Annotated in this window: 14 protein-coding genes; 10 read left to right on the forward strand and 4 right to left on the reverse strand. The window is 49.9% G+C overall.

Translation table 11 applies throughout. From position 1 onward, the window contains the following. Positions 1-4 precede the first annotated feature (4 nt). From IEY24_RS22720 to IEY24_RS22750, 7 genes are all read left to right on the forward strand, one after another. Entirely contained in the window at positions 5-1,033 is a 1,029-nt protein-coding gene (locus IEY24_RS22720) for a TatD family hydrolase (protein ID WP_188936328.1), read from the forward strand. Position 1,034: 1 nt separating this feature from the next. Then, on the forward strand, positions 1,035-1,904 hold the full coding sequence (eboC, locus tag IEY24_RS22725; protein ID WP_188936330.1) for a UbiA-like protein EboC: 870 nt from the start codon (positions 1,035-1,037) through the stop codon (positions 1,902-1,904). Between the two features lie 206 nt (positions 1,905-2,110). Then, positions 2,111-3,271 (forward strand): 3-dehydroquinate synthase, encoded by a 1,161-nt coding sequence (locus tag IEY24_RS22730; protein WP_188936332.1) that lies wholly within the window; start codon positions 2,111-2,113, stop codon positions 3,269-3,271. Then, positions 3,268-4,470 carry a metabolite traffic protein EboE gene (gene eboE, locus IEY24_RS22735; protein ID WP_188936334.1) on the forward strand — a complete coding sequence of 401 codons (1,203 nt, stop codon included), beginning with the start codon at positions 3,268-3,270 and terminating at the stop codon, positions 4,468-4,470. Before IEY24_RS22730 ends, eboE begins: the two co-directional genes overlap by 4 nt. Beyond that, the gene (locus IEY24_RS22740) at positions 4,463-5,827 is read left to right on the forward strand and encodes an alkaline phosphatase family protein (RefSeq protein WP_188936336.1); all 1,365 of its coding nucleotides are present in this window, start codon (positions 4,463-4,465) and stop codon (positions 5,825-5,827) included. Before eboE ends, IEY24_RS22740 begins: the two co-directional genes overlap by 8 nt. 63 nt (positions 5,828-5,890) lie before the next feature. Further along, complete coding sequence (locus IEY24_RS22745) at positions 5,891-7,081, forward strand: PQQ-dependent sugar dehydrogenase (protein ID WP_188936338.1); 1,191 nt, start codon at positions 5,891-5,893, stop codon at positions 7,079-7,081. A gap of 3 nt (positions 7,082-7,084) precedes the next feature. Then, entirely contained in the window at positions 7,085-8,341 is a 1,257-nt protein-coding gene (locus IEY24_RS22750; RefSeq protein ID WP_262892430.1) for a saccharopine dehydrogenase family protein, read from the forward strand. A gap of 105 nt (positions 8,342-8,446) precedes the next feature. On the opposite strand, the gene folB is transcribed toward IEY24_RS22750, so the two are convergent. The 3 genes from folB to IEY24_RS22765 form a co-directional block, all read right to left on the reverse strand. Beyond that, positions 8,447-8,797, reverse strand: coding sequence for a dihydroneopterin aldolase (folB, locus tag IEY24_RS22755; RefSeq protein WP_188936342.1), 351 nt, complete (start codon positions 8,795-8,797; stop codon positions 8,447-8,449). A 9-nt stretch (positions 8,798-8,806) separates the two neighbouring features. After that, positions 8,807-9,853 carry a DivIVA domain-containing protein gene (locus tag IEY24_RS22760; protein ID WP_188936343.1) on the reverse strand — a complete coding sequence of 349 codons (1,047 nt, stop codon included), beginning with the start codon at positions 9,851-9,853 and terminating at the stop codon, positions 8,807-8,809. Between the two features lie 107 nt (positions 9,854-9,960). Further along, positions 9,961-10,860: a WD40 repeat domain-containing protein gene (locus IEY24_RS22765; protein ID WP_188936345.1), complete on the reverse strand. Its 900-nt coding sequence runs from the start codon at positions 10,858-10,860 to the stop codon at positions 9,961-9,963. A 31-nt stretch (positions 10,861-10,891) separates the two neighbouring features. Between IEY24_RS22765 and IEY24_RS22770 the strand changes: the two genes are divergently transcribed. Then, complete coding sequence (locus IEY24_RS22770; RefSeq protein ID WP_188936347.1) at positions 10,892-11,521, forward strand: 4'-phosphopantetheinyl transferase family protein; 630 nt, start codon at positions 10,892-10,894, stop codon at positions 11,519-11,521. A gap of 2 nt (positions 11,522-11,523) precedes the next feature. On the opposite strand, the gene IEY24_RS22775 is transcribed toward IEY24_RS22770, so the two are convergent. Continuing rightward, a complete protein-coding gene (locus tag IEY24_RS22775; protein WP_188936349.1) occupies positions 11,524-12,372 on the reverse strand; it encodes a transglutaminase-like domain-containing protein in 849 nt (282 codons plus the stop codon). Positions 12,373-12,529: 157 nt separating this feature from the next. Here IEY24_RS22775 and galE point away from each other — a divergent pair, with 157 nt between their 5' ends. Both galE and rfbB read left to right on the forward strand, forming a co-directional pair. Further along, positions 12,530-13,549, forward strand: a complete 1,020-nt coding sequence (galE, locus tag IEY24_RS22780; RefSeq protein WP_188936351.1) for a UDP-glucose 4-epimerase GalE — start codon at positions 12,530-12,532, stop codon at positions 13,547-13,549. After that, a complete protein-coding gene (gene rfbB, locus IEY24_RS22785; protein ID WP_188936353.1) occupies positions 13,546-14,601 on the forward strand; it encodes a dTDP-glucose 4,6-dehydratase in 1,056 nt (351 codons plus the stop codon). Before galE ends, rfbB begins: the two co-directional genes overlap by 4 nt. The last annotated feature ends 29 nt before the right edge of the window (positions 14,602-14,630 follow it).

The following is a 14,630-nucleotide window of genomic DNA, read 5'->3' on the forward strand; positions in this document are numbered from 1 at the left end:
CATTATGTGCCTGAACCATAACGATACCACCCCGAATCCTTCGCATTTCGAAGACAGCGAAGAAGCCAGCCACGCCCCCGCGCACCGCGACATTGCCTGGAACGATTACAAGGACCTCATCAAGGGAATGCGCTTTTTCGACCCGCATATCCACATGGTTTCCCGTACAACCGACGACTACCAGGCCATGAACCAGGCCGGCATCGTGGCGCTCATCGAACCCGCATTCTGGGTCGGCCAGCCACGGACTGGATTATCGACCTTTAAGGATTATTACAGCAGTCTGGTGGGATGGGAAAGGTTCCGTTCCTCACAGTTTGGGATAAAACACTATTGTACCATGGGCCTCAATTCCCGTGAGGCCAACAACGAGCCGCTGGCAGAGCAGGTCATGGAGATCCTGCCTTTGTACATATACAAAGAAGGCGTCGTTGGCGTAGGCGAGATCGGTTTCGACGACCAGACGCCCGCAGAAGAAAAATATTACCGCCTCCAACTTGAACTGGCAAAAAAAGCAAACCTGCCCGTACAAATCCACACGCCGCACCGCGACAAGAAAAAAGGCACAGAGCGCAGCATGGCCATTGCATTGGAACACGGCCTCGACCCTTCGTGGGTGATTGTGGACCATAACAATGAAGAAACCGTGAAAAGCGTACTTGACCAGGGTTTTTACGCTGCATTTACCATTTATCCTTTTACCAAAATGGGCAATGAGCGGATGGTAAAAGTGGTGGAACAATATGGGCCCGAACGTATTATGATCAATTCCGCCGCCGACTGGGGTATTTCTGATCCGCTGGCAATCCCGAAAACGGCCGCATTGATGAAGATGCGCGGCATTTCCGACGAAACGATCCGCCTCGTAACCTACCAAAATGCAATCGATGCGTTCGGCAAGAGCGGGCAGATCGACGTGACCGATTTCGAATCGGGCTATGCGGTGGATCAATCTGCAAAGTTCCATGGTAACAGTATTCTGAGAGGTGGCCAGCAGCCTGCTCCGGTGAAGGACTCTTTAGTGATCAATTAAAGTGAGCAGCCTCAAACCTTATTTGCAACTGACGCGTCCGGCCAATCTGGTGACTGCCATCGCGGACATCCTGGCCGGTATGGCCATTGCACAGTTTACTTTCTCGGATTTTTCACCCGCATGGCTCGTACTTTCAACGCTTGGCCTCTACGGCGGCGGCGTGGTGATGAACGACGTTTTCGACGCCAAACTGGACGCTGTCGAGCGCCCCGAGCGGCCTATACCGAGCGGCAAAGTTCCGCTGGCACAGGCTGCGACCATGGGGATTTCGCTATTGCTGCTAGGCATTATCGCGGCAGGTGCATTCAGCCTGCAAAGCGGCATGATCGCCGTCGTAGTTGCCATGCTCACCATTTTGTACAACCGTTTTGCCAAACATCACGTGTTCTTCGGTCCGCTCGTAATGGGCATGTGCCGGGGCGGCAACCTGATCCTCGGCATGAGCGTGCTGCCCGAATCGTTCCGGCAATGGGCATTCATTGCTATTTTCCCGATTATGTACATTGGTGCGATCACGCTGATCAGCCAGGACGAGGTGCATGGCGGCAAGAAGCGTACATTATATATCGCAGCGTTCCTTTACCTGGCCGTACTTGCGGCGCAGTTGACCATCGCGCAAGGAAAGGGTAATATTTTATTCACGATTCCATTTGTGTTGCTGCATGCGTGGTTCATTTTCCGGCCGCTCTGGAATGCCATGCAAAACCCGATCGGCCCGCTGATTGGTAAGGCTGTAAAAGCGGGGGTTATCTCGCTGATTGTCATGAATGCGTCCTGGTGCGCGGCGTTTGGCTTGCTACCGATTGCCATTGCAGTGCTCGCATTACTGCCGCTTTCCATGTATTTGGCGAAGGCATTTGCGGTTACTTAATAGCGGAAGAAAAGGAGGAAAGGAGCATGGAGAAAGGAATCGAGGAGCGCGGCTCCGGCCTCATAAATAAATTGGACGATGACAGGACGGGGAAAAGCTATTAATTTTAGTCTTTATATCAATGATTTTGAGCCGCGTTTGAACGGATCGTGTTTTCAAACGTTTTATTTACAAATACCCACTTTGCTAGTGTAATGCAGAATTCAATGCAAACCATAAAACAACGTTTCCAGGTGGAGTACAACTATGCTGTATTCTTCACCCAACACCTTTTTGACGCCCAGAACCCGTTACTGAAAGATTTTTTTCAAGACTATACCGAGCAGGGCTTTCAGCGCAAGGCCCTGGTGATCGTGGACGAGGGGTTTGAACAGACACAGCCGGAGCTGAAAAACCAGATCCGCTCCTATTTTGCACAAAATGTGACGCATATCCAGCTGGCGCCCGAAATTATCGTGGTACCAGGAGGGGAAGCTTGCAAAAATGATCCGTCACAATTCGATAAGCTTGTGGAAGCCGTCGATGTGTTTGGGATTGACCGCCATTCTTTCGTGATAGGCATCGGTGGCGGCGCAGTGCTCGACCTCGTAGGTTATGCCGCTGCAGTTTCGCACCGGGGTATCAAGCTGATCCGCATTCCGACGACCGTTCTCGCACAAAACGATTCCGGCGTAGGAGTTAAAAACAGCATCAATTTCCACGGTAAAAAGAACTTCCTCGGCACATTTGCACCGCCGGTGGCCGTTTTCAACGACCTTACCTTCCTGCGCACGCTCGACGATCGCGACTGGCGCGGCGGGCTCGCCGAAGCTGTGAAAGTGGCATTAATCAAGGACGCAGCATTCTTTGAATGGATCGAAGAACACGCGGCAGCACTCGCAGCCCGCGATGAAGAAGCCATGGCCTACCTCATCCACCGTTGCGCCGAAATGCATACCGACCACATTGCCGGCGGAGACCCGTTCGAATTCGGTTCTTCCCGCCCACTCGACTTTGGTCATTGGGCTGCGCATAAGCTCGAATACCTGACCGGTTTCCAGGTCCGCCACGGCGAAGCGGTGGCCATCGGTATTGCATTGGATTGTGTGTATGCTAATAAAATAGGTATGCTCGCTGAGGGCGACCTGCACCGCATTATAGATGTGCTTACCAAAGTCGGTTTTGACTTATACCATTCCAAACTGGCTGAAAACGATAAAATCAATCTCCGCAACGGTTTGCAGGAATTCCGCGAGCATTTGGGCGGCAGGCTCACCATTATGTTGCTGGAAAGAATCGGTAAAGGCGTTGAAGTGCATGAACTGGATGCCGACATTATCGCACAGTCGGTGGATTACCTCGAAAGTTCAAAAATTATCCCTGCATGATCACGCCTTACGGACACCTTACCTATTGCAGCAACATACATCCCGGTGAAAAATGGGAAGATCATTTCCGGTCGCTGCGCGAGAGCATTCCTTACATACGGGAGCAACTTGCTCCCGGTAAGCCTTTTGGCCTCGGGCTGCGTGTTGCCAACGAAGCTTCGATCGAGCTGAGCAAGCCGGAGATCCTGGCCGAGTTCAAAAACTGGTTGGACGAGCAAAATGTATATGTGTTTGTAATCAATGGCTTTCCCTACGGCGGTTTCCACAATACCCGCGTGAAGGACGACGTACATACGCCCGACTGGACGACCGTCGACCGCCTCGCCTACACGAAACGCCTTTTCAACATCCTGGCCGCATTGCTGCCTGCCGAAATGCATGGAGGTGTTTCCACCCCGCCGCTCTCCTACCGCCTTTGGTGGAAAACCGAAGCGGACAAGCAGCAAGCCACCGAGAAGGCTACCGATCATATTCTCGAACTGCTCGACGAACTGATCCGCATTGAAAAGGAAAACGGGAAGTTCCTGCATTTGGACATTGAACCCGAACCGGATGGCATTCTCGACAACACCGAAGATTTTGTAACCTGGTATACCAACCTATTGCTTCCGAAGGGCACTATTTATTTAGTAGAAAAATACGGAATCGATGCCGACGAAGCTCACGCGCTCATTTTGAAGCATATTCAATTATGCTACGACATTTGCCACGCCGCGGTAGGTTTTGAAAAACCGGAAGATATTCTCGATTCATTAAATGAATTTGGTATTAAAGTCGGCCGCATTCAGGTGAGCTCGGCTTTGAAAGTGAATTACACCGCTGAGCGGGAGATTAAACGCAAAGCTATCGAAACCTTCGACGAGCCTGTGTACCTGCACCAGGTAGTAGCCCGCCACGATGACGGCCACTTCACCCACTACCCCGATTTGAAAGAGGCATTGACCGACTGGAATGAAACCCACGAGGAGTGGCGCGTGCATTTCCACGTTCCGCTGTTTGTGAATACCTACGGCGTGCTGGATTCGACGCAGGGAGATATTGTTCAAACACTCGCATTGCAAAAAGAAGCCCCCTTCTCGACATACCTCGAAGTGGAAACCTACACCTGGGGCGTACTACCTGAGGATATGCAGAAACCCATCGGCGAATCCATCGTGCGCGAGCTCGAATGGGTGAAGAAAGTCCTGAATTATGAATAAAACTGTTGTAATTGATATTGTAGGGCTGAGCGCCAACCTGATCGGCGAACATACGCCGTTTTTGGATGCTTATATCAAAAAACGCCACCTTACGCCCATTAAACCGGTGCTCCCGGCGGTTACGACCACTTCCCAGAGCACTTATGTGACGGGCAAATGGCCCGCAGAGAATGGCATCGTCGGCAATGGCTGGTACGACCGGGAAGATTCGGAAGTGAAGTTCTGGAAGCAGTCGAACAAGCTCGTGCAGGGCGATAAGATCTGGGATAATGCGAGAAAGCAGGACCCTAATTTTACGGTTTCGAAAATGTTCTGGTGGTATAACATGTACTCCACCGCCGACTGGTCGGTAACTCCGCGGCCGCAATACCACGCCGACGGTGTGAAAGCCCCCGACTGCTATACCTACCCGCCCGAGTTGCGCGACGAATTGCAGTCCGAACTAGGTCAGTTCCCGCTGTTCAATTTCTGGGGACCCAATGCGAATATCAAATCCACCCGCTGGATCGCCGACGCTTCGATGTCTGTCGAAAAAAGACATAACCCGACGCTGACACTCATTTACCTGCCGCACCTCGATTATTGTTTGCAGAAATTCGGCCCGGATTTTTCTAAAATCAGCAAGGAATTGCATGAGATCGACGAGGTGGTTAAGGATCTCATTCAGTTTTACGAAGCACGCGATGCGAAGATTATCCTGCTTTCGGAATATGGTATTAATCCGGTCGACAACCCGATTCATATCAACCGCATTCTGCGCAATGAAGGACTGATTTCAGTTCGTAACGAGCGCTGGTATGAGCTGCTGGATGCCGGTGTTTCCAAAGCATTCGCCGTTTCCGACCACCAGATCGCACATATTTACTTAAACGATCCTGCTGTAAAAGAGCGGGTCATGCAGGTTTTGAAGAAAACACCAGGCATTGACCTCGTTCTCGATAAAGAGGCTCAGAAAGAATACCACATCGATCATCAGCGCTCCGGGGATATTGTGGTCGTTGCGAAGCCAGACAGCTGGTTTACCTACTACTACTGGCTCGACGACGCGAAAGCACCGGATTACGCGCATTTGGTGGACATTCATCGCAAACCGGGCTATGATCCGGTAGAGATGTTTATGGATCCTAAAAATCCGTTGATTAAGCTCCGCGCAGGTTATAAGCTTGCCCGCAAATTACTGGGCTTCCGATATTTAATGGATGTAATTCCACTGGATGCGACGCTGGTCAAAGGTTCGCACGGAGGGATTAATATTTCCAAAGAATACTACCCGGTCATCGTCACCGACCAGGCGGCCGAAAAGCAGGAGCTGGAAGCAGTAGATGTGTACGACGTTATCTGGAAACACCTGATTTAAAATCTATTCCAAAATTAAACAGGCTTTCATGACGTTGTTGTAGAAACTTACTACTACGACCTCATGAAAGCCATACTTCGCCTGACCATCGTTCCGCTGGCATTCGCTCTTGCCACTTTTGCCTGCAAATCCGACGATCCGAAAACACCCGAAGATTCCGAACTTCCGGAGAACACGATCGATTCCAAAGACATATTTCCGGCATTGACGTTCAGCCTGCCGGTCGACCTGGTTCAGGCACCTGGTGACAGCAGTAAATTCTTCGTCGTGGAACAAGGCGGAGTTGTTAAAGTATTTTCCAACAGTGAAAATACATCTTCCAGCACTACATTTCTCGACATTAAAAGCAAGGTAAGATCAGGCGGCGAGCGCGGGTTGCTTGGCCTCGCATTTCATCCGGATTTTAAAACCAACGGCTACTTCTTCGTCAATTACACTTCCGGTACGCCGCTGAAAACGGTAATCGCTCGTTACAAAGCCACCAGCGCCACCCAGGCCGATCCCGGGAGTGAGGCGGTGTTATTCACCTTCAATCAGCCCTACGACAACCACAACGGCGGCTCAATGCAATTCGGAAAAGACGGCTACCTCTATATTGCCACTGGTGATGGCGGAAGCGGCGGTGACCCGCAGAACAATGCGCAGAACCTGAAAAGTCATTTGGGCAAAATCCTGCGTGTGGATGTCAACGGGACCTCGAAAGGTAATTACAGCATTCCCGGCGACAATCCTTACGCGACCGGCACCACCGGCAATCTACCCGAAATATATGCTTACGGCCTTCGTAACCCGTGGCGCATCAGCTTCGACATGGGTAGCGACCGGCTTTTCGCGGGCGACGTCGGCCAGAACGAGCGCGAGGAGATCGATATTATCACGAAAGGCGACAACTACGGATGGCGCATCAAGGAGGGTGTCGATTGCTATAATCCTTCGTCCAATTGCAATGCACAAGGACTTATAGAACCCGTCCACGATTACAGCCAGGATAATGGCGACCGCTCGATCACAGGCGGATATGTATACCGCGGCTCCGCTATTCCCGCGCTGGCTGGCAAGTACATTTACGGCGATTACGTGAGTGGGCGAATCTGGGCGCTCGAACTCGACGGCAACACGCGGAAAAGCAACACGCTGATCCTGGAAGGCAAAGGCAATATTTCGTCTTTCGGCCAGGATATCAAGGGTGAAGTGTATTATCTCAACTATGGTGCAGGCAAGGTGATGAAGGTGGTTAACGGAAATTTAAATTGAAAAATTAACCGGCCGTCCTATCTTTGCCGGAAATTTAAAACTATTAAAATGTCCAAGGTTCTTATCATTGGCGCAGGAGGTGTCGGTAGTGTTGTGGCACACAAATGCGCATTGAACAGCAATGTTTTCACCGAAATAATGCTCGCCAGCCGCACCAAGGCAAAATGTGATAAAATAGCAGCCGAAATCAAGGAAATGCACGGGGTAGAGATCCAGACCGCTCAGGTGGATGCCGACATCGTGGCCGAAACCGTGCTGCTTATCAAGCGTTTCCAACCCAAAGTGCTCATCAACGTGGCGTTGCCCTACCAGGATCTTACGATCATGGATGCTTGCCTCGAAACCGGCGTGCATTACCTCGATACCGCCAATTACGAACCAAAAGACGTTGCAAAATTTGAATACAGCTGGCAATGGGCTTACCAGGAGCGCTTCAAAGAGGCGGGACTGATGGCCGTTTTGGGCTGCGGTTTCGACCCGGGCGCGACACAGGTTTTCACTGCGCATGCCGCCAAGCACCATTTCGACGAAATGCATTACCTGGATATTATCGACTGTAACGCAGGCGATCACGGCAAGGCATTTGCGACCAACTTCAATCCTGAAATCAACATCCGCGAGATTACCCAGCCGGGCCGCTATTGGGAAAACGGTGCATGGGTCGAAATCCCTGCAATGTCAATTCATAAACCAATCGATTACCCTGGAATCGGACCGAAAGAGAGCTACGTGCTTTACCACGAAGAACTTGAATCGCTCGTAAAGAACTTCCCTACCCTTAAACGTGCGCGTTTCTGGATGACGTTCGGCCAGGCTTACATTACGCACCTGAATGTGCTCGAAAATGTAGGTATGACAAGCATCAAACCGATCAAATTCAACGGTATGGATATCGTTCCCCTCGAATTCCTGAAAGCGGTACTTCCCGCTCCCGATACTTTGGGCGAGAACTACTCAGGCCAGACGTCCATCGGCTGCCAGATTAAGGGTATCAAAGATGGGGTGGAAAGAACTTACTATGTTTGGAACAACTGCGACCACGCTGAATGCTACCGCGAAGTACGCGCACAGGCTGTGAGCTACACAACGGGTGTTCCTGCGATGATCGGTGCCATGCTGATGCTGACGAATGAAGAATGGATGAAGCCTGGCGTTTACAATGTAGAAGAATTGAACCCCGATCCTTTCATGCAGCTGCTGAACGTTCACGGTTTGCCATGGCACGAAGCGGTGGACATTGCGCTTCCCCACGAATATTGATAAAAATGTCACGCTGACATTAGTCAGCCTGAGCGCAGTCGAAGGCAGTCCGTACGATACAACCGGCATCGTGCATGCGCTTCGACTTCGCTCAGCGTGACAACGTTATCCTTCCATCGTAATTACCGCCCGCGTACAGACCCCTCCTATCGGCGGATTGAATTTAGAGACTTTCACAGTGACTTTCTCGACCGTCGGGTAATGCTCACGTATTTTCTCAATTACATTAAAACCAATGTGTTCCAAAAGCTTGGCCGGTTCTTTCATGACCTTGGCCGTGAGCTGGTAAATGGTTTCGTAGTTGACGGTCTCACTTAGCTTGTCGTGCTGCGCGGCGCTAAAAAAGTCGGTGGTAATGGTAATGTCCAGGGCGTATTTGTTGCCGATACGTTGTTCTTCGGGGTAATAGCCGTGGTATGCAAAAAATTCGAGTCCTTCGAGACTGATCGTTCCCAATATTGAAACTTAGATTTGGTCAAAAAATGAACCGCCGCCTGATTTCTTCGGCTGGCTGCTTTCTCTCGGCCGGTTGATCCCCGGCGAAGAATCCCTTGCTTTCTCTGCCACCTTATGCATTTCGGCAAGCACTTCTTCGGCTTCCTCGGCAGCAGTTTTCTGCGTCTGTCTTGGTCTGTTGAAGGCAACCGGTTCTTCGCGGACAGGCTCGGGCGCTGCAACAGGTTCCGGCTCCGGAGTTACCTCAACTACTGCGGCGGATGGCGCCGTCGCAACCGGTATTTCCTCTTCTTGCTCAACTACCTCGGGCAGTTCGGGATCAACTTCAAAAACCGCTTCCGCTTCAGGTTCTTCCTCGCCTGCTACTTCGAATACGACTTCCGGTTTATCATCCTGCAACACCACCTGCACCTCCGGTTCATCGGCAGTTTCTTCTACTTCGATTTTTACAGGCTGCTGGAATACAATCTTCTTCGGAATCTCGATTTCCGAAATATGCTTTTTAATGTCCTCCATTTTATTGAGGACCGATTCCTTATCGTATTTCTGTTCGAAGCGCTCCACTGTTTCCAGCGCGCTGTTAGCGAGCGAGCTGAGCTGTACAATGAGGTTATCGCGGAAGTTCTCGATGGCCCGGAAGTCACGCTCCTGAACCTTCACTTCCTGCGCAAAATCCTCCTTGAATTTTGAAAGCCGGTCTTCGGTTTGTTTGATAATCTGACTCGTACGCTGTTCCGCTTCCGCTACCAGATCATTCGCCGCGACGCGTGATTCTTCTATTCTTTTTTCCGCATTTTCGTTGGCTTCCTTCTCGATTAACTTGCTGGTATCTTCGGCTGCTTTTAAGGTTCTGAATAAGGTTGATTCGATATCTTTCAACTTCGCCAATTCCTTCTCCGCGTATTCCAGCTGCATCTTCAGCAAGTTGTTTTCGCTTGAATACCGCTCCCATTCCTGAGACAGAGAGTTCAGGAAAGCATCTACTTCGTCCGGGTCATAACCTCTGAAAATCTTTTCAAAAGTGTGCTTGCGTATCTCTATAGCGGATATTTTCATGATGCATTCTATACTTTGATGCCTAGTTAAAAACGGTCGTGTAAGTTAAAGATATATGATTCATTTTTCAAAGTATTTACCAACATTACCATATTATAAGTATTGGCTTACGAAACCTCCCAAACCGATATCATACGGTCGTCGCTGCACGAAATCAGCTGATTTTCATAACCCGTCCAGAGCAGTTTATTCACGGACGTTCCATGCCCGGCATGACGTGCCCGGTCGATTATCTTTTTAAGCTTGAAAGTGGTCGCATCCCACAATTTGATGGATTTGTCCATGCTGCAAGTAGCGAAGAGGGAGCGATCCGGACTGAATATAATGTCGTTGATCGCGTACATATGCGCGGGGATGTCGGACACGATGCCGTATGCATCATTGACGTCCCAGATTTTCAGGTGCGCGTCCCGGCCGGTGGTGAACAGGTATTTACCGTCCGGTGAATACTTAACGGAAAACACCGAGTTTGAATGTGCCTGGATCGTCTTTTTTAATTTAAAGCCATCCAGATCGAAGATATGGACGTTGCAATCGCTGTCGCCGGTAGCGAATTCGTTGGTTCCGATATTCACCGCAATGCTCCGGATGCTCTTGCCTGCAATTTTGATATGCTTCTGAACGGCGAAAGACGGGACGTCCATCACCGCCACCACGCCGTCGCCTAATGCTACAAGCGCCTTGTCGCCCGCGAAGCGAATGTCAAAAATGGCCGAAGTGGTTATTTTTGAGGTCTTTTCAATTATATTCTTTTGGGTATTCAAAAGCTGAATGCCTTCAAAGTTCTGCCCGATCCAAAGGAAATCATTGCCTTCCTGCAATGCAAGCGCATATACGGAGGTGCCCGCGCGTGCGACGAGCTTTCCGAGATCCGGCTTCTGCAGGTCCCACTGGATTACAAAGCCATCGGCCCCCGCGGAATAAAAGCCGCGACCTGTTTCGTCAGAAATAATTGTATAAACACTGTCCCTATGACCGGAAAAAGTATCTACTTTGCGAATATTCATTCTATATATTTTTGTAGCAAACAGTATTACCATGCCCCTCGTTCATTCCGAAAAGATCGAAGATAGCAGCACATTACTGCTCTGGAAACTGACGGAAACCGAAGCGGAACTTCAAGATGCTCTGGGTAACGGTTTTAACCAGGAGGAGCTCGATAAAATATCCCATCCGCAAAAAAAGCGCGAATGGCTCGCCAGCCGGATGCTGATCAAGACCCTGGCCGAACAATTTGGCATTAACTACGTGGGCATTCACAAGGACGAGCACGGCAAGGCATTCCTGATCGACAACGATTCGCACATTTCCATTACCCATACCGCCGAGTTTGTGGCCGTGGCCATCAACCCGACTGCCGCCGTCGGGATAGATATGGAAAAAACGGACGCAAAATTGCAGCGTACCTCCAAAAAATACCTTTCCCCACCCGAATTCGACCACGCACAGGACGAAATGGACCGCCTTTGCATGTACTGGTGCGCGAAAGAGGCTCTGTATAAATTGTACGGAAAGAAAAAGATCAGTTTTCGGGACGCTATTTTTATCAGCCCGTTCGAAAACGCCGACGTGATCCTCAGGGGAAACCTTACAGACGAAGACCTTGTCGTCCCTTCAAACATTCACGTTCGCTGGTTCGACGGCCATTGCCTGGCCGTTGCGCTTTAAGATCAGCCTTCCGGCAACTCGTCGAGCGTCGACTTCAGTATTTTCTCGATTTCCCTGATCTTGTCCTGCTCGCTCGTTTTTTCGTAGGAAAGAATCAGGTTACGCAATACCCGCTGCACGATTTCAAGATTGGTGCAAGGCTGGTAGAAGATGTCTTTGGATTTAATATTCAGCTGCGCGATGTAGTGGTCGATGTCCGTTTTGGAAAAAATAATCCCGCGGTTGAAGACATTAATATAGAACTGCGTCTTATCGCTTTTGTAAGTAAGTACAAACAAATTAGGCAAATTGACGCCATACACGGGCATTCCCAGCTTTCTCGCAATCAATAAATAGATCACGCACAAGGTAATCGGGTTACCACGCCGGCTTTCGAGCACCGAGTTGATCATCGAGTTCGTAGGCGAATGGAAGTTCTTGGTATTGGCCGCGAAATTCATCACCCCAAAAAATATGCTATTGATCCGCTTCACCTGGTCTACCGCATTCATTTCCTCCTGGAACTGGATCCAGATGTCATAATAAAGCTGTTCGATGGTGGTTTTCAACTTTTCGATCGACAGGTCCGGATAATGATAGGTTGCGATGATCCACATACCTTCCAGCAGGTCGAGCCCGCCGCCGTTTTTCCACGCTTGTAACCGTTCTATCATAATGCTCAGCTGCAATTCGTGGATCAGTTCCTCGATTTTGCGCTGCACGATTGGATTGAAACTCTCCTCCCATTCGGTCTCCAGAAAAGGTATCACTGTCCCTCCCAACGATAATATCTTCCCTTCAACATGCTGACTTACTTCATGATCTTCATCATCAAGCAAGGATATCAGTGCCTTGATTTCTTTCTGGTCCATTTTCCTCAAATCTGCGTTTTACAACCAACGGATAAATAAAAACATTTTTTTTTAATGGACGTCAAATTTTCTACTTTTGCCCGGAAAAAAAGGCGGGTAAAAGCCGTTTTGAACACCATCTATACCACCATATTTTTATAAAAAACGCACATAACGCATGAAAATTCTCGTTACCGGAGGGGCCGGTTTTATCGGATCCCATACCGTGGTAGAGTTGCACAATGCAGGGTTCGAACCGGTCATTATCGACAACCTGTACAACTCCAATCTCAACGTTTTAGAAGGAATCAAAAAAATCACCGGCAAAACGTTTCCATTCTACGAAATCGATTGCAATGATGCCGACAAGGTAAGGGCCTTGTTTGAAAAGGAAAAGTTCGACGGCGTGATCCATTTTGCGGCATACAAAGCTGTGGGTGAGTCGGTTGAAAAACCTTTGAACTACTACGAAAACAACCTGATTTCCCTTCTGGTGCTGCTTCGCGCCGCGAAGGAATTCAATGTCGATAAATTCGTATTCTCCTCGTCGTGTACGGTATACGGCCAGCCCGAAAAGCTGCCGGTAACCGAAAGCACGCCGCGCCTGCCGGCCAACTCGCCGTATGGCAATACCAAGGCGATTGCCGAGGATATTATCCGCGATCACGTGCATTCAGCTCCGGGAATCAAGGCGATCTCGCTCCGGTATTTCAACCCCATCGGCGCACACGAAACATCGCTGATCGGCGAACTGCCGAACGGCGTTCCGAGTAACCTGGTACCATTTATTACGCAGACGGCCGCCGGTCTTCGCAAGTCGCTCACCGTGTTCGGCAACGACTACAACACGCCCGACGGCACCTGTATCCGTGACTTCATCCATGTGGTAGACCTCGCCAAGGCACACGTAAAGGCGCTCGACCTGCTCGAATCGCAGACGGATACTAACTATTATGATGTATTTAATGTAGGAACGGGCGAAGGTTATACCGTTTTGCAATTGATTAATACTTTTGAGGAAGTAAACGGCGTGAAACTCAACTATACCATCGGGCCACGCCGCGAGGGGGATGTCGAGCAAATCTACGCGCAGTCCGACAAAGTAAATAATATAATGAAATGGCGTGCCGAAAAAACCATGGCCGAAGCACTGCGCGATGCATGGAACTGGCAACTAAAATTAACAGCTGAAAAATGAAAAAAATCCTGATTACAGGCGGAGCGGGTTTCATCGGCTCACATGTCGTGCGCCGGTTTGTCAACTTCCACCCCGAATATCATATCTATAACCTCGACGCGCTTACGTACGCAGGTAACCTCGAAAACCTGCGAGACATCGAGAATGCGCCGAATTATACATTCGTAAAAGGTGATATCGTCGACGCGGCGTTTGTCGACAAGCTGTTTACCGACAACGATTTCCACGGCGTGGTACACCTCGCGGCGGAAAGCCATGTGGACCGTTCGATCTCCGATCCGATGTCGTTTGTTATGACCAACGTCGTTGGAACCGTAAACCTGTTGAATGCTGCTAAAAAAGCATGGAAGGACGATTTCATCGACCGCCGTTTCTACCACGTTTCAACCGACGAGGTTTACGGTGAACTGCACGATCCGGGTACATTCTTCGTGGAAACAACCAGTTACGACCCGCGTTCGCCTTACTCGGCTTCAAAGGCGTCGTCAGATCATTTTGTAAGAGCCTATCATAATACCTACAAGCTGCCGGTTGTTATCTCAAACTGTTCCAACAACTACGGCCCCAACCATTTCCCCGAGAAGCTGATCCCGCTGATGATCCACAACATCATCCAGAAAAAACCGCTTCCTGTGTACGGAAAAGGCGAAAATATCCGCGACTGGTTGTTCGTGGAAGACCACGCGATCGCGATCGACGTCATTTTCCATAACGGGGTGAATGGCGATACCTATAATATCGGCGGCCACAACGAGTGGAAGAATATCGACCTCGTACATTTGCTTTGCAGCATCATGGATCATAAGCTCGGCCGTAGCGAAGGCGAAAGCGTGCAGCTGATCACGTACGTGACCGACCGCGCCGGGCATGACCTGCGCTACGCGATCGACGCCACAAAATTATCGGAAGAACTTGGCTGGAAACCTTCATTGCAGTTCGCCGAAGGTCTGGAAAGAACGGTTGACTGGTATCTCTCGAATCAGGAATGGCTGAACAACGTAACCTCCGGCAACTACCAGAAATATTATGATGAAATGTATCAGGATAGATAGTCCTGTCATTTCTTTACTCAATTGAAACT

The sequence above is a fragment of the Dyadobacter endophyticus genome, from assembly GCF_014641595.1.
Classification (GTDB): Bacteria; Bacteroidota; Bacteroidia; order Cytophagales; family Spirosomataceae; genus Dyadobacter; species Dyadobacter endophyticus.